The 17,945-nt window shown below is 42.6% G+C and carries 10 protein-coding genes; 4 read left to right on the forward strand and 6 right to left on the reverse strand.

The features are described 5' to 3' along the window. Positions 1-28: 28 nt before the first annotated feature. The 6 genes from G6053_RS15905 to G6053_RS15930 all read right to left on the reverse strand — a co-directional run bounded on the left by G6053_RS15905 (position 29) and on the right by G6053_RS15930 (position 7,706). Positions 29-862, reverse strand: a complete 834-nt coding sequence (locus tag G6053_RS15905; RefSeq protein WP_165307104.1) for an alpha/beta hydrolase-fold protein — start codon at positions 860-862, stop codon at positions 29-31. Positions 863-911: 49 nt separating this feature from the next. Further along, on the reverse strand, positions 912-1,877 hold the full coding sequence (locus G6053_RS15910; protein ID WP_165307105.1) for a transketolase C-terminal domain-containing protein: 966 nt from the start codon (positions 1,875-1,877) through the stop codon (positions 912-914). 29 nt (positions 1,878-1,906) lie between these two features. Next, entirely contained in the window at positions 1,907-2,764 is an 858-nt protein-coding gene (locus G6053_RS15915) for a transketolase (protein WP_165307106.1), read from the reverse strand. A 7-nt stretch (positions 2,765-2,771) separates the two neighbouring features. After that, entirely contained in the window at positions 2,772-3,440 is a 669-nt protein-coding gene (gene fsa / locus G6053_RS15920) for a fructose-6-phosphate aldolase (RefSeq protein WP_165307107.1), read from the reverse strand. A gap of 188 nt (positions 3,441-3,628) precedes the next feature. After that, complete coding sequence (locus G6053_RS15925; RefSeq protein ID WP_165307108.1) at positions 3,629-5,533, reverse strand: ATP-binding protein; 1,905 nt, start codon at positions 5,531-5,533, stop codon at positions 3,629-3,631. After that, the gene (locus G6053_RS15930) at positions 5,520-7,706 is read right to left on the reverse strand and encodes a two-component regulator propeller domain-containing protein (protein WP_165307109.1); all 2,187 of its coding nucleotides are present in this window, start codon (positions 7,704-7,706) and stop codon (positions 5,520-5,522) included. The genes G6053_RS15925 and G6053_RS15930 overlap by 14 nt, the downstream gene beginning before the upstream one ends. Positions 7,707-8,144: 438 nt before the next feature. On the opposite strand from G6053_RS15930, the gene G6053_RS15935 reads away from it, so the two are divergent. The 4 genes from G6053_RS15935 to G6053_RS15950 are packed head-to-tail and all read left to right on the forward strand — an operon-like array spanning position 8,145 to position 17,933. Beyond that, entirely contained in the window at positions 8,145-11,327 is a 3,183-nt protein-coding gene (locus G6053_RS15935) for a SusC/RagA family TonB-linked outer membrane protein (protein ID WP_241254749.1), read from the forward strand. A gap of 14 nt (positions 11,328-11,341) precedes the next feature. Further along, positions 11,342-13,240 (forward strand): RagB/SusD family nutrient uptake outer membrane protein, encoded by a 1,899-nt coding sequence (locus tag G6053_RS15940; protein ID WP_165307110.1) that lies wholly within the window; start codon positions 11,342-11,344, stop codon positions 13,238-13,240. Between the two features lie 28 nt (positions 13,241-13,268). Beyond that, on the forward strand, positions 13,269-16,148 hold the full coding sequence (locus G6053_RS15945; RefSeq protein WP_165307111.1) for a SusC/RagA family TonB-linked outer membrane protein: 2,880 nt from the start codon (positions 13,269-13,271) through the stop codon (positions 16,146-16,148). 24 nt (positions 16,149-16,172) lie between these two features. After that, positions 16,173-17,933, forward strand: a complete 1,761-nt coding sequence (locus G6053_RS15950) for a RagB/SusD family nutrient uptake outer membrane protein (RefSeq protein WP_165307112.1) — start codon at positions 16,173-16,175, stop codon at positions 17,931-17,933. Positions 17,934-17,945 lie beyond the last annotated feature (12 nt).

Genomic DNA, 17,945 nt, shown 5'->3' on the forward strand with positions numbered 1-17,945 from the left:
TGATATTGTTTAAAAATTATTTACTTCCCTACTTCTTCTCCTTAAATAGCAATTGGGAAATATTATAAAGATCATTTCTCCACACATTGAAATCATGCCGTCCTGGTTCCAAATAGTAGATATGGGGCACTTCGTGATCTAAAAGATATTCATGTGTTCTTTTGCTAATATTGAGCAGGCCGTCTTGATCACCACAGGAAATCCACAACAATTTTAGCTTGTTTTTAGCTTCCTTTGGAAAGGGTAATAATTCCTGCGGCATCTTGGTATTGGGGGCAGAAGAAAATCCACCTACCCAAGCAAATGTTTCCATATGCCCAAGTCCAAAATTCAATGCTTGACCGCCACCCATGGATAGTCCAAAAATTGCGCGATGCTCGCGGTCTCCGACAACTGGAAATTGTTTTTCAATAAAGGGAATCAGGTCGTCCAGCAGATCTTTTTCGAAAGTCGAGAAAGCAGCTACCCGATCCGGCGCCATAACATCCCCTCCGGCCCGGTCATCTTTCATGGCACGACCATTGGGCATGACCACCAGCATGGGTTTCATTTTTCCTTCGGCATATAGGTTGTCAAAAATAATCTGTGGATTTCCATGCCTCACCCATTCGCGTTCATCACCTCCGATTCCATGTAATAGGTACAGAACAGGATATTTCTTGTTAGGATTATACCCTGGCGGTGTATATATCAGCGCTTTTCTGGATACCCCTACCGTTTTTGACGGATAAATAATAGAATCTATCTTTCCAATCGATACCAGTTTCCTTTCAACGTCAAATCCCTTTGGTGCAACCTCTTGTGCATGCAACAAGAGGTTGAGCGACATAACACATAATGCTGTGCAAATAATCTTTCTCATTTTTACAATTGGTTGATTAGTAGTCAAAATATGGGATGCCCCCTTTGTTTTACAATTTGATTTGTTTTCTTTTTAGTACTCGAAGTACAGCGGCCACAATAGCATCGGCATTTAACCCATATTTGTGCATGAGTTCACTCGGTGTTCCCGATTCACCAAAACTATCGTTTACGGCAACGTATTCTTGAGGTACAGGCATTTGTTTGGTCAATAGCTGCGCGACACTGTCGCCAAGCCCACCAATACGGTTATGTTCTTCGGCTGTCACCACGCAACCCGTTTTTGCGATCGATCCCAGTATAGCTTCCTCATCAAGAGGTTTGATGGTATGTATATTGATGATTTCAGCATCAACTCCCAGCCCCTCCAATTCCTCACCTGCTTGGATTGCCTCCCAAACTAAATGTCCTGTCGCAAGGATGGTAACCGCAGTCCCAGGATTGAGCATCACTGCCTTTCCAATAACAAAATCTTGATCATCAGGTGTAAAAACAGGAACAACGGGACGTCCAAAACGCAGATAAACAGGCCCTTTATGTCTGGCTACCGCAATTGTTGCCGCTTTGGTCTGATTATAGTCACAGGGGTTGATAACTGTCATCCCCGGAAGCATTTTCATCAAGCCGATATCTTCTAAGATCTGATGAGTCGCACCATCTTCACCCAAAGTAAGGCCAGCGTGGGAAGCCGCGATCTTTACATTTTTATCCGAATAAGCGATAGATTGGCGAATCTGATCGTAGACCCTTCCCGTCGAAAAATTAGCAAATGTTCCTGTAAAAGGTATCTTACCGCCAATGGTCAGCCCAGCGGCAATCCCCATCATATTTGCTTCGGCAATACCAATCTGAAAAAAACGATCCGGAAAAGCTTTGATAAATTCATTCATCTTGAGTGAACCGATCAGATCTGCACAGAGAGCAACCACATTTTCATCTTGTTTTGCCGCTTCTACTAACCCAGCACCAAAACCAGAACGTGTATCTTTCGATTCTGTATATGTATATTTTTTCATGTTAATCAATTTGGAAATTTTATGATTTCTTAGGCAATATAGTCTCCCAAAGTTTCTGCATTCTGATTTAACGCGGATGTCAATTGCTCGTCATTTGGGGCTACACCATGCCATTTGTGCGACCCCATCATAAAGTCGACACCATTCCCCATTTCGGTGTGCAACAATACCATCACGGGAACTCGTTTTGCGGTAGAATCCTGAGCCTTTCTCAGACCAGCGATAACGGAACCGATATCGTTTCCGCGTCTAACCTCTATGACCTTCCAACCAAATGCCATCCATTTCCCCGGTAAATCGCCTAATGAAAGTACATCGTTGGTGGCGCCATCGATCTGAGCTCCATTATAATCCACAATAGCAATCAGATTGTCCATTTTATTATGTGCCGCGTACATGGCCGCTTCCCAGATTTGCCCCTCTTGCAGCTCGCCATCTCCCATAAGCACATATACCAACCGATTGTCTTTATTTAACTTTTTTGCTTGAGCAGCACCGATCGCTACCGAAAGACCTTGCCCTAGTGAGCCCGATGCAACACGTATGCCCGGCAATCCTTCATGGGTTGTTGGATGCCCCTGCAAGCGTGAATTGAGCTTTCTAAATGTTGCGAGCTCACCTATGGGAAAATACCCAGCGCGCGCCAGCACACTGTAAAACACGGGCGATATATGTCCGTTGGAAAGGAAAAATAGATCCTCTCCAAAGCCATTGGGGTCAAATTGTTCCTTTCGCTGCATCAATTCGAAATATAAGCAGACCAGCAATTCTGTACAGCCCAATGACCCACCGGGATGTCCAGATTGACATGCATGAACCATACGGACGATATCTCTTCGAACCTGTTGAACAATAGCCTCTAAATTATGTATACTTTTTTTAGTCATTACCATCTCAATTATTACTTTGTGCAGCAACGCGTTTATGATCAGCTAAAAATTGAGCAAGCCCACTTTCGGTCAGCGGATGTTTCAATAAAGAAAATATGGACTGTAGTGGCGCAGTTATTACATCTGCTCCGATTTTGGCACAACCTAAGATGTGGGCACTATGACGTACTGAAGCGGCCAAAATCTGCGTTGGAAAAGCATAATTATCATAGATCGTGCGTATTTCACGAATCAGCGCCAATCCATCAACAGATATGTCATCAAGCCTTCCGACAAAAGGCGATACATAAGTCGCGCCAGCCTTCGCGGCCAAAAGTGCCTGTCCAGCAGAAAAGACCAAGGTACAATTCGTTTTAATCTGATGTGTACTAAAATATTTGATTGCTTTAATACCATCCTCAGTCATCGGTACCTTAACAACAATTTTGCTATCTAAGCCCGTCAATAGTAAACCCTCCTCAATCATGGAGCTATAATCGGTTGAAATTACTTCCGCACTCACATCTCCATCGACAATCGCACAGATTGCTTTGTAATGCACATTAATATTTTCCGTTCCTGTGACTCCCTCTTTGGCCATCAATGAAGGATTGGTGGTTACACCATCCAATACGCCTAAATTTTGAGCCAAACGAATCTCACTGAGATTTGCTGTATCGATAAAAAACTTCATATTTTTTTTTGATTAGTTTAGTACTCGCCGGATCCCCAGCGATTGGTTATAAGGCAAAACTATAATTTTCAATAGGATAGCATTGCAACAAATAAAAAAAAGAAGGGTAAAAATGTATAAAACAGATCACCCTTCCGAAAAATAGTAGCTAAAACTACCTTTTTAAACAACACTTATTATACCCCGCACTACACTGAAATACTTTTTTGAGCCTGAATATATTCACTAGGTGTCATCTGATATTTTGCTTTGAATACCTTTGTAAAATAATTTGGATTTGCGAACCCCGTTTCGTAGGCTATCTCAGAGATAGACTTATCACTTTTTTCCAATAAGCTAGCAGCCTTTTCCAATTTGACAGACCGGATGAAATCTACAGGTGACATTCCGGTAAGTTCCAGCAATTTATTGTACAAAGAAGCCCTACTCATCGAGGTATGCGCACTTAATACTTCGACCGATAATTGTGGGTTATCAATATTATCGTGCACATAGTTCAACACTTTCTGTAAAAATTTGTCCTTTTCGGATACAATGGTCAATTCAGGGGCTACGATAGATACCTGCTTGCTATAAACTTCCTTAAACGCCTGATTCAAATGAAGTAAACTATTGATTTTTGCTATCAATACATGCATATCAAAAGGTTTGGTCAGGTAGCCCACAGCACCAGATTCCAATCCGCAAACAAGTCCATTATCCACTTGGGAAGCGGTCAGTAATACGACGGGGATGTGCTTGGTCCGTTTATCCTGCGCAAGCTTCTGTGAAAATTCCATACCATTGAGGTATGGCATCTGTACATCGCTCACGACAAGATCGGGATGATGAAAAAGTGCCTTTTGCCAACCATCTTTTCCATTAGTGGCCTCGATGATCTGATAGTATTCTTTTAGGGATTCCTTAAGATAATACCTAAAATCTTCGTCGTCTTCTATAATAAGGACAAGTGGGGTCTGCCTAGGCTCCAACGATTGATCGGAAGTTATTATTTCCTGTTCAGGCAACATATCATGATCTGATTCCGCCGGATCCAACCACAGATCAAATTTAAAAACACTGCCCCTTTCCGGTTGGCTAGCGACTGAAATCTCGCCATTATACATCTCAACAAATGACTGTGCAATCGACAGTCCGATGCCAGAACCTTGGCTAGCAACCTTACCATCGTTGTCGTATTGGAAAAAGCTTTCGAATATGGATTTTTGCAACTGTTCGGGAATTCCAACTCCCGTATCCCTTACTTCAAAGCGCACATGTAGCTTCTTGTCCATCATGCTGACGGATGTTATACTCACCGCTATATCCCCATCTTTTTTTGTGAATTTAAAGGCATTATAGATTAGATTAAATAGAATACGCTCGATTTTATTACGGTCGAAACGGCAATATAATTTTTCCTGGCAAGGTAAAAAAGAATAGTCGATCCCCTTTTGCAAGGCCATATCCTGAAATGACCGATAGACTTCCTCCACAAATGAAACCAATTCGCCATCTTCATCCTGCAACTTCAATTCATGGTATTCCATCTTCCTAAAGTCAAGCAATTGGTTGACCAAATTTAACAGCCTTCGTGCGTTGCGCCTGATTAAATTCAGCTGATCTCCCAATTTGCTATCTTTATTTTTTGCTACTAAGGTATCAATAGGTCCCATAATCAATGAAATTGGCGTACGGAATTCATGGCTTAAATTTGTTAAGAACCGGATTTTCATCGCATCCAATTGATGCTTCGTTTCCGCATCCCTTTTTTGTTGCTCGATAAACTGCTTAGCTTGGATACGTTCCTGCTCCAGTGCAAATTTTTGTTTTAACTTTTGGATCCCGCGATGTCTGATCCAGAACAATCCTCCAGCAACTGCAATGACGTAAAATATATAAGCATAGATCGTTCGCCAAAATGGAGGAGCAACACGAATGATAATAGATTTGATTTCCTTGTCCCAAATTCCATCATTATTACTCGCACGTACCTGAAAGGTGTAATCTCCGGGATCTAAATTTGTATAATAAGCACTATTCTCTTTTCCGTTCCTAATCCAGTCTTTATCAAAACCGACAAGCCGAAACTCATATTGGTTATCTTCTGGCACCGTAAGATTTAATGCTGCAAAAGAAATTGAGAAATTTTTGTTTATACTTTAAATGAATACGATCCGCTGTCAACAAGGACTGCTGTATCGGTCCTTTCTCTGCCGGTTGAATGATAACATTGTCAATTTTTAGGTCGGTCAGAACTACTTTAGCAGGATTACCATTTGTTTTTAGGTGTGCCGGATTAAAATGATTGAAACCTTTCTGTCCTCCAAAATATATTTCCCCATCGCCAGTTTTTAGAGATGCGCCTAGCATAAAAGCCCCCTCCTGTAATCCTACCGCTGTAGAATAGTTCTTAAATTTGTCTTCCGATGGAGAATAGCAGCTCAACCCCTTATTGGTTGAAAACCACATCCGTCCTTTATCGTCCTCCACAATACTTTGTATGGCACCATTAGCCAGACCATCTTTCTCAGAAAGGGTCTCAAATTGTGTTGTTCCTTTTCGAAGAATTCCTACTCCATTGCCATTGGTTCCAACCCATAAATTTCCATTTTTATCACTATGAATGGCCAGTATATAATTGCTAGGTAGTTTATTGTTTGCTTTATCAAAAACCATAGTACCTTTCGTCCGGGGATTATACCTGACGAGCCCTGAACCATAAGTACCTATCCACATCGTCTGTGTGTGATCCTCTTCCAGAGCCCGTATAAAATTTCCTGGCAGCTGGATCCCATCTACTCCCGCCTCATTTCGTCTATATTTCTTTACAATACCAGTCCCTTTTTGGATAATATTAATACCACCACCATTGGTTCCTACCCAAATATTTCCTTGAAAATCAGTTTTTAAACAAAATATATCGTTGTTATTTAAATTGTCCTCCTTATTTCCCGCTGCATATCTTTTTAAATTTCCCGTAAGGAGATCATAACAAAGTAGCCCTTGCTGATAAGTGCCAATCCAAAGTTGCTCAAGCTTTCTCTCCAAGGCCAAAACGGTTAGATCCGAAGGCAGGTTGGTAGATAAGTTAACCGAAGACAATTTATCTGCCTCCTTATCGTATTGCCAGACACCACCACCATCAACGCCCAGAAAAATCTTATTTTGATAAGCAGCAAAAGAAGTTACTATGGCAGGATCACCTGTCATTCCTTCTAAGAAGTCCAAACTTTTTAACCTAAATTGACTTAAATTCGTGTCGTACTTATTCAGCCCACCTTGAAAAGTACCGATCCAGTAAATACCACTGTTATCTGCAAAAATAGATCGTATAGACTTATGTGACAAGCTATGTACATTACTTGGATCGGGTTTAAAAGTCCGAATGGTTAAATCCCCGGTGTTGAGCACATCGAGTCCGTTATCGGTTCCAACCCATAGACATTGCTGATGGTTAAAGCATAAAGAATAAATTCGCGGACTACTCAGGTTTCCTTTACCCTGCTTTGCTATAAACTTATTGAAATATGCCTCACCGCTATTGAGGTATTTAAGTCCAAGCATTGAACCTATCCAGATCCGGCCTTTATCATCCTCTACGATAGAAGTCACTTCTATTCCATTTCCATAGCCCTCCTGTTCGGACAGCACTTCAAAACGTTTTATTGTCTTTAAGTCATTTGAAATTCGAAAAACGTTCTTCTCCGAAGAAACCCACATGTTGTTTTGCCTGTCGCGAAATACGCAACTCGTCACTTTACCGGCAAAAGTCTCAATGATATGTCTATATTTGGGGTCCGTTTTTTTGCGCAGATCGTTGACATCGAGAATATCTAGCGCGCCATAAGAAGCGATCCAAATATTTCCATCAGCATCTTTATCAATTGCATTAATTGCTGTACTGAGCCATTTGCCATCCGGAGTAAGATTATATGAACGAATACGGTCAGTTTCCCGGTCGTAGTAGCTTAGTCCTCCCCCATTTGTGCCAATCCATATCCGCCCCTTTTTATCTTCGCAAAGTGCCGAAATATGATTTGCCATCAAACTATTCTCTTGGTTGGCATCATAACGATAGACATTGTAATGGCGGCCATCAAATCGATTAAGTCCATCTTCCGTTCCCAGCCAAAGAAAGCCGTAGCTATCTCGATAAATGCTATAAATCGTATTGGAGGAAAGCCCATCTTTCGAGGAGTAACGTTGGAACGTGACAGGCTCATTTTGCCCGTAAGAAAAAAACGTCAACATCGTCCAGGTTAATATCAGTGAAATCCGTATCATATATTCAGGTGTAATCTTCGCTATTTAAAACAGCACTGTGAACAGCCAACTAATTTATTAAATTAATCCTGACCAAACCAATATCGACATAATTTATACCCTATATTCGGCGGTATTTGACATTCTTATCCTTCATTTAAACATTCTTGCTATCATTACAGCCACGCATTGGCTAGTTTTGGTTTACAATTATAAACTGCTTTGAAAGGCATCTCCATTCGTGGAGGAACTACATCTTAATCGTGCAACCGGTTGCGATGTTTTTACGATCAAAAATTTAACCAATTATTATTGCAAAACATGACAACACTAGATGATCCATGACTGGCGATTCATTTAATCAAAATGAACAAAGGGAATACAGGTACAATCGTATCTAGCCAATTAAAGAAAATTTAACCAAGAATTCTTAAACCTATTTATTAATCCACAAATGCTATGATGATTACATTTCCAATCACATTAGTAAGGCATTGGAAAAAGCTATGGGGTATAGCTAGGCCATTCACCTTACTGCTGTTCCTAATCTGTTTTGGACAGTCAACGCTACATGCTCAGGCCAAAAGGCAAATAAAAGGCAGCGTCGTTGATAGCAACCACAAGCGAATAAGCGGTGCTTCGATCAAAATAAAGGGTACATCTTTGGCTACGGCCAGTGATGAAAACGGAAGTTTCACCCTTCAAGTACCTGAAGATAAAAGTTTACTGACCATTTCCAAACTAGGCTATAATCAGGTCGAGGTTGATGTTGCTCAGAAAATTACGATAGAAGTCCAATTAACCGACAAATCTATTGAAATAGAAGAAACCATCGTTGTAGGGTACGGCCGTCAGAAAAAAGAGACTGTCGTAGGTGCGATTGCCCAGACTTCAGGAAAAATTCTAGAGCGTGCAGGTGGCGTCTCCAGTGTGGGCGCAGCCTTAACAGGCAATGTTCCTGGGGTAATCACGACAGCCAGTACGGGCATGCCCGGAGAAGAAGACCCTCGTATTGTCATCCGGGGTCGTAGTACATGGAATAATACGGATCCATTAGTCATGGTCGATGGGGTCGAGAGACCACTATCGGCGGTCGATATCAGTTCCATTGAAACCATATCGGTGCTCAAAGATGCATCAGCAACAGCTGTATATGGTGTGAGAGGAGCCAATGGTGTTATTCTCATCACCACCAAACGTGGTAAAGAAGGCCACATGTTGATACGTGGTACTGTTAATAATGTCGTTAAGACCGTTTCACAGCTCCCAGGTAAAATGGATTCCTACGACGCTCTCATGCTTCGCAATAGAGTGATTGAGTATGAGTTGGGTATAAACCCCGCAAGTTGGGCTGATTATTCGCCACAAGATATTATCAATAAATACCGTTTCCCGGCCGACCAAACCGAACGTGAGCGTTATGTTAATACCGACTGGGCAAAAGAACTCTTTAGAAGCCAAGCATTTTCACAAAACAGCAGTATCAATATTGCCGGCGGAACACCATTTGTCAAATACTTTGCCAATGCAGATTATCTGTATGAAGGAGATCTATTTCGTCAGTTTGAAAACGCCAGAGGCTATAAAGCCGGTTACGGGTTTAATCGTCTCAATGTGCGTTCGAATTTGGATTTCCAACTTACGCCAACAACCAAATTCTCAACAAATCTCGCGGGTTCACGTGGTGTCCGAAAAAGCCCATTTGGTGGTGGCAACGATTATTCCTATTGGATTGCAGCCTACACCGTAGCACCGGATGTTATCTATCCACGTTATTCAGATGGCACCTGGGGGTTCAATGCACCAAACCCAAATGCTGGAATAAACTCGGCCCGTGTACTGGCCATCAGTGGAACCGAGTACATTACCACGAGCCGCATTACAACAGATTTTACACTCGAGCAAGACCTCAAATTTTTGACAAAAGGTCTTAATCTGCGCGGGACAATCTCGCTGGATAATACATTTGTTGAAGGCAGACGTGGTATCAATGACGCCAACAATAACACCCAAAGCAAGTGGATAGACCCCAAAACAGGACTTCCAACCTACCAAATTCCTTTCGATGGAACCAATAGATTCGATTTTGCCGAAGGCATTGATTGGACGACAGAAGCCGGAACAGTAAACAACGCACTCACGTACAGGAGATTATTTTATCAATTGCAATTAAATTATGCAATTACTATTGCCAAAGACCATAATATTTCGGCGATGGGATTGGTCAACCGCAATCAATATGGAAGAGGTAGCACAATCCCCTCCTATCGGGAAGACTGGGTATTCCGTACAACGTATAATTACAAGAATAAGTATATGCTCGAATATAACGGTGCCTATACGGGGTCAGAGAAATTCGCACCCGAAAACAGATTTGCCTTTTTTAATTCAGGAGGTATTGGCTGGTTAGTTTCGGAAGAAAGTTTTATGAAACCTCTTTCACTTGTCAATATGTTAAAACTACGTGCTTCCTACGGTGATATTGGCGATGATAGCGGTGGCGGGCAATTTCTTTATTTAACACAATGGGCCTACGGAGGTACTTCAGGGATGGGTGTTGATGGGCGATTTTCCTACTCCGATGGAAATACCAGCCCATACGTCTGGTATAAAGAAAATGTGCTTGGAAACCCAAATATCCGCTGGGAAAAAGTTAAAAAGTTAAATTTCGGTGTGGATTTTGGCCTATTCAACGGACAGATTTCTGGAAAGGTTGACTTCTTTAAGGATCATAGGACGAATGTGCTTATTACCGGCGGTGGAAGATCTATTCCATCATATTTTGGCGTAGAGGCCCCAACGGCCAACCTTGGAGAGGTAGAAAATAAAGGTTATGAGGTCGAACTGAAGTTCAATAAGCAACTCAATACCAATTGGAGAATATGGGCAGATATCAATTTTACCCATGCCAAAGATAAAGTCATCAATGCCGATGCTCCTGAATTGTTGCCCGAATATCAGAAACCAGACAATAAACAGGTGAATCAGACCTATTCATATGTTAGCTCCGGATATTACAATACTTGGGATGAACTTTATGGCAGCACCATGCATGAAAGCAATGACCTTGCTAAGCTGCCCGGCAGTTATCATATACTGGATTATAACGGTGATGGTATTATCGATACCAAGGACAATATTCCTTATGCCTTTCCCTCGGTTCCACAAAACACATACAATTGTACGATTGGATTCGACTGGAAAAATTTCAGTGTCATGACCCAGTGGTATGCGGTCAATAATGTCACCCGCCAAGTTGTGTTTAATAGCTTTTCAGGTCAGCTTAACTTGGCCTATGAAGAAGGTTCGTATTGGTCAAAAGACAACAGCAATGCCGATGTACCACTACCACGTTGGCTATCTCAATCAAGTAGTTATGCCTCTGGTAACAGATATATGTTTGATGGTTCATACATCCGATTGAAAACCGCTGAAATTGCCTACAATTTTAATCGCGAATCCAGCATGATCAAACGCCTGGGTCTTCAAAATCTTCGCCTTTTCTTAAATGGCAACAACTTGGTTTTCTGGTCCAAAATGCCCGATGACCGAGAATCCAATTACGCGGGCACAGGTTGGGCTTCCCAAGGAGCTTATCCTACGGTAAAGCGATTTAATCTAGGTGCAAACATTACATTTTAAAGCAATTTAGAAAGATGAAAAAGTATTTCAAGGTAATCTTAATAACTAGCATGGTCTGGTCGTCTACATCCCTACTGTCATGCAATAAATATCTCGACAAAGAGGAACAGTCCAATATATCACCCAAAGAAGCATTTAAAAACTTTGTTAATTTCCAAGGTTATACCGAAGAGCTGTACAACTGCGTGGTCAATTTCAGCAACAACTACTGGACTAATTCCTGGAACTGGGGTGAGGATGAAATAACCTCCACAGCGAACAATTTTCATTTCGTAAACAAAATAGACCAAGGTAATTTCTGGGGTTGGCAACGAGAATCGGACGGCTGGGGTGCGGGCTGGATGGATCAAGGAGATTTCACCACCAACAACAATGACGTATTTGCCAACCGTGCCTTTCGTGATCTTTGGAGCGCCTCCTGGTTTGGTCTGCGGAAAATAAGCCTTGGCTTAGAGAATATCGACAAACTGACCGAAGCAACACAGGAAGAAAAGGACCTGATAAAGGGCCAATTATTATTTTTCCGGGGTTGGTTTCACCACCGACTGATGGAATATTTTGGTGGTATGCCTTATATTAATTATGTACTGCCTAGCGACGAAAAGCTTCGGTTACCGAGACTGAGCTATCAGGCTTGCGCTGATTTAGCGGCCGCTGATTTTAGGGAAGCAGCCAACTTGCTACCAATCGACTGGGACAATACGACCGCTGGGAAGCGTACACTGGGGAAAAACCAGTTGCGCATCAATAAAATCATGGCGCTAGCCTATCTTGGCAAAAACTACCTTTGGGCTGGAAGTCCGTTGATGAATTTACAGTCCACGGGGAGTAAAACCTATCATGCTGATTATTGCAAAAAAGCGGCTCAAGCTTTTGGCGAATTGCTATCCCTTGTCGAGAGTGGACAGACGAACTATGCCCTTGTTCCCATGGCCAATATCCATTTAAATTTTTACACAACGGGACAAAACTGGGCCATGCCTGGTAGCACAGAAGCTATTTTTAGAGGGCCTTATATTGATGCATGGGTATCTAACTGGGGAACAAGCAAGCAATATATTCCCCTGGAAGTTGGTGATGGCGACCTCAAGTTTAACCCAACAGCGAATTATGTAGATTACTATGGCATGAAAAACGGCCTGCCGATCAAGGACATTACCCAGTCCGATGCGGAGTCGGGATACAATGCCGAATATCCCTGGAAAGATCGTGATCCACGTTTTTACAAGGATATTATTTTTGATGGCACAAAAGTGATTCAGGGAAATATGTCGGCATCAGAAGAAAAAAACCGCTACGCTAATCTATTCACAGGCGGAAGCTATCGGGATATTCGTACAGGAAGTCAGACGGGCTACGTCTTACGCAAATTTATCCCTTTAACATCCAATAAATATGATCAAGCCTATAGTTACGGAACCAATCTTCATATTTACGTCCCTTACATGCGCCTTGCTGATGTCTATCTGATGTATGCCGAGTCTGCCATGATGGCTTCCAATTCGGCCACGGGCAAAGCCGACAATTACGGTAAAACAGCTGTCGATGCCATCAATATCGTACGCAACCGCGCCGGTGTGGGCCATGTAGACAGCAAATTTCTCAGCTCCGCAGCATCCCTGCTCCCCGAGCTACGTCGCGAACGTGCTGTGGAACTTGCATTCGAAGGGCACCGTTTTAACGATTTACGGCGTTGGCTTTTATTAACTGAGGCTCCATATACGCAAAAAAAATCAGTTTCATTTGACCGGAGCGGGACATTCAACACGATAGATCCTTCCAAAAACCGTGTTGTCAATCTCAAAGAAAATATGCTCTTGGAACGCAAATTTACAAGCAAGCACTATTGGTTGCCCCTAAAAGTCAAAGATGTCAACATGTATCACGAGTTCTATCAGAACCCAGGTTGGTAACAAGTTTTTCATTTAATCATTCAAAAAAATGAAGTACAAAAAATTAAGAATAGCACTATGTCTTGGATTGAGCTGGATGGCTATTGCTGAAAGTATAGCCAAAGAATCCTTTCATCCAACCATTGGACAATATAAAAATATAACCCCAATATTATCGGTTGGCAGTCTTCAGGACAGTATCGGCACAGATAGTGCCACACTTGTACAAGTTGCTTTCCAGAAAGTTCAGAAAAAAGATCTCATGGGCAATGTCCAATCCATCAACATCCCGCAATTGCTCGACAAGAGCTACAACACCTTCAGTTTGGAAAATCTCGATGCCTTTATTCCCGGTTATAACGGTAATATCTGGGGGATGAGTGGCTACCTGGTCTTAGTGGATGGTTTTCCGCGCGACGCCAATAACGTTATGCCGACCGAGATCGATCAAATCAGTGTACTGAAAGGAGTCAATGCCATCGCACTCTATGGGAGTCGGGCGGCAAAAGGTGTCATCAGTATTAACACCAAACGCGGAGAGGCTGGCGGTCAGCAGATAAAAATCAGGGCCAATAGCGGTATCAATACGGCAATCAGTTATCCAGAATACCTAGGCTCTGCCGAATATATGACGCTATACAACGAGGCCCGGCAAAATGACGGTCTCTCGGCACTCTACAGCGCCGAAACCATCTACCAGCATGCAGCCGGAACAAATCCTTTCCGATACCCAAATGTCGATTACTATTCTTCGGACTATATCAAAGACCATTATAATCGCTACGATGCCACGGCCGAAATCTCAGGAGGAAATCAGCGGGCACAATATTATACCAACTTTGGTTTTTGGTCCGAAGGATCTATGCTCAACTTTGGACAGGCGAAGAAAAATGGTGGTGCCAATAGATTTAATATGCGTGGCAACATCGACGTCAAAGTCAGCGACCTCATCTCATTAAATGTAGATGCAGCAGCCAGTTTTTATATTTCCAAGGGCGTTAACGCTGATTATTGGGGGGCTGCCGCTACGATGCGTCCCCATCGCTTCTCTCCGCTTATTCCGATTGACATGATTGAAGACGGTGATACCAACTCGATGATCTATGTCAATAACAGTAGTTTTCTCATTGATGGCAAATACCTGCTGGGGGGAAGTCAGCTGGACCAGACCAATGCCTTTGCGAATGTTTACGCCGGTGGTACCACGCGTCTTCTCAACCGGCAGTTTCAATTTAATACAGGTTTAAATTTTGATTTGAAAAATATCCTGGAAGGCCTGGTTTTCAAGACCAACCTCGCAGTAGATTACCTTTCCAATTACAGTCAATCCTATAACAACAATTATGCGGTCTATCAGGCTTCTTGGAACAACTATAACGGCAATGATCTAATTAGCAGCTTAACAAAATATGGCGATGACCGTATATCTGGTGTACAAAATATCAGCGGTAGTAACTATCGACAAACCATTGGTTTTAATGGATCCTTAAACTTTAACCGCATATATGATAATAAGCATCACCTGTCAGCAATTCTCTTGGCCAATGCTTACCAAATTGGAGCATCTGGCAGCTATCACAAAACCAGTAATGCCAATTTGGGGCTTCAGTTAGGCTATAATTATTTGGGTAAATATTATGTTGACTTTAGCAGCGCTTATAGCCATTCTGCGAAATTACCGAAAGGAAACAGACAGGCCCTCTCCCCTACATTGGCTGTTGCCTGGCGTCTTTCAAAAGAAAATTTTATGGCAAACAGCAAAGTTGTCAACGACCTCAGGTTATCTGCTTCAGCAGGTATCTTGAATACCGACTTGGACATTAGCGATTATTTCCTGTATCAAGGCTATTATACCTACAACAATGGGGCCTGGTATAGTTGGGCGGATGGCGCATTAGTACACTCTTTTGATCGGCGCAGGGGCGACAATCCAAATATGAAATTCCCAAAACGCAAGGAATTCAACATCAACCTTGAAGGCGGGTTATACAACAACCTGATCACCTTCAATACCTCCTACTTTTTCAATCGTATGACTGGCGGTTTGGTACAAGCGACAACACAATATCCGATGTACTTTATGACAGGCTGGCCTGTTTACTCGGATCTTCCCTATATCAATTATAGCAGTGACGAGCGAAAAGGTGTTGATTTTGGCATTAACTTGAACAAACAGATCGACAAAACTTTTGTATCGTTAGGCTTCAATGGGATGTATTATTCAACCAAGGCAGTACAACGGGACGAACTCTATCAGTTTGCCTATCAAAATAGGGCAGGAAAACCGCTGGATGCGATCTGGGGTTTACAGCATGATGGTTTTTATAGGAGCCAATCCGATATTGACAATTCAGCCTTGTCTTCATTTGGTGAAGTAAAACCCGGTGATATCAAGTATAAAGACCAAAATGGGGACGGCACCATTGATACGCGCGACGAAGTCTATTTGGGCAAAGGCGGATGGGCCGGTGCGCCACTTACACTGGGCCTCAATCTGACGGTAAAATGGAACAATTTCACACTATTTGCTGCTGCAACTGGACAGTTCGGTGCCAAAGCCATGAAAAACAGCTCGTACTTTTGGGTAGATGCGGAGGACAAATATTCAGTGGTAGTACGTGAACGCTGGACAGAATCGACCAAGGAAACTGCGACCTATCCTCGCCTCACGACTTTCAATAGTGATAACAACTTTCGAAGTTCAGACTTTTGGCTTTATAAGACCGATCGAATCAACCTGTCTAAAGTGCAGCTATCCTACGATTTCCCCAAACGCATGCTCAATTCGAAATTTATTCATGAACTGGGGATTTATGCCAATGGAGCTAACTTATTGACCATCGCAAAGGAAAAAGAAACAATGCTGCTAAATATTGGGCAAGCACCACAGACACGATTTTTCAACGTCGGTCTCAAGGCCCTATTTTAATCATGAATATTTAAGGAGACAATTATGAAAAGAATATTAACCATAGCTATCCTGGCCAGCCTAGTGTTTTCTTCCTGTGAAGATATGTTTGAGCCAGCAATAGAGAATAATCTCGAACTCGAGACAGCGAATAGCCGTCCTTTATATGCACAGGGACTGCTTCTGAACGGTTACAACCGGATTCCCAGCAATAGCTACAGCTTTGATGACGTCGCGACCGACAATGCGGTGAGCAACGATAAGAACAATAGTTATCTAAAATCGGCAACTGGACAGTGGACAAGCATAAACAACCCCTTCGATCAATGGCGCAACAGTTATGCAGCCATACAGTATCTAAACAACTTTCTGTCCTTAACGGATCAGGTCGAATGGGCCATGGAACCAAAAGTCAGCATCCTGTTCAACGACCGGATGAAGGGTGAAGCCTATGGCCTTCGTGCGCTGTTTATGTTCCATCTCCTACAGGCGCATGCCGGTAAGTCAAGCACAGGAGAAATACTGGGTGTACCAATTCATTTGACTCCCGAGACCGTCAATTCAGATTTCAATCAACCTCGGGCTTCATTTGAAGCCTGTATGCAACAGTTGTACGATGATATTAAAAAAGCGGAGGATTTATTGCCGATGGATTATGAAAATATCAGTAACGATAGCCAAGTTCCAGCTAAATATGCAGGTTCAATCAATTTCAATGACTATAATCGTGTATTTGGCTCCACTTTCAAGTTACGGATGACCAAACGTATCGCGCAGGCTATTCGTGCAAGAGCAGCGCTATTAGCAGCAAGTCCGGCCTATAGTGAAGGCAGTAAAACGACTTGGGAGCAAGCCGCTACTTATGCGGGTCAGGTCATCCAGGCAAAAGGTGGCCCAACTGGAATCGATCCTAAAGGGTTTACTTGGTACATCAAGGATGTAGTCGATGGCTTAACCTCCGGATCTAATCCTGCGGAGATTCTATGGCGTACCGATAAGGGAAATAGCAACAGCATAGAACAGGATCACTTTCCTCCTACGTTGTTTGGCAGAGGCCGGCTCAACCCAACGCAAAACCTGGTGGATGCCTTCCCCATGGAAAATGGTTATCCCATTGCAGATGCCAATTCGACCTACAATAAAGCCAACCCCTACGATAAACGGGATCCCCGGTTGAAGGCCTATATCATTGTCAATGGTGCGACGGCGGGTGTCGGCACTACAGCAATCAATACGACAGCCAATAGTCCGACAAATGACGGCTTGAACAAAGTCGAAACATCTACACGAACAGGCTATTATTTAAAAAAGCTCTTACGCCAGGATGTGAATTTAAATCCATCATCTTCTACCCAACAGATGCATTTCAATGCTCGTATACGGATGACCGAAATGTATCTGGCTTATGCCGAAGCGGCTAATGAAGCCTGGGGACCTACGGGTATGGGGACCTTTACGTTCTCGGCCTATGATATCATCAAAGCTATTCGCAGACGTGCAGGTGTAGGCACCAACAATGGCGATCCTTACCTGGAGCAGGTAAAAAATAATAAAGATCAAATGCGGCAGCTGATTCGAAACGAACGCCGACTTGAGCTTTGCTTCGAAGGATTTCGGTTTTGGGATCTGCGCCGCTGGAAAATGGATATTAATGTTGCCGCCACAGGAATAAGTATCACCAATAACAATTATACAGAAATTCCTGTAGAAAATAGGCTTTATGAAACTTATATGAATTACGGTCCAATCCCCTACAGTGAGGTACTCAAATACAGCAATCTTGCACAAAATATAGGCTGGAATTAAATTTAAAATACA

Origin of the sequence: Sphingobacterium sp. DR205, assembly GCF_011064245.1 — a bacterium.
GTDB classification, from domain to species: Bacteria; Bacteroidota; Bacteroidia; order Sphingobacteriales; family Sphingobacteriaceae; genus Sphingobacterium; species Sphingobacterium athyrii.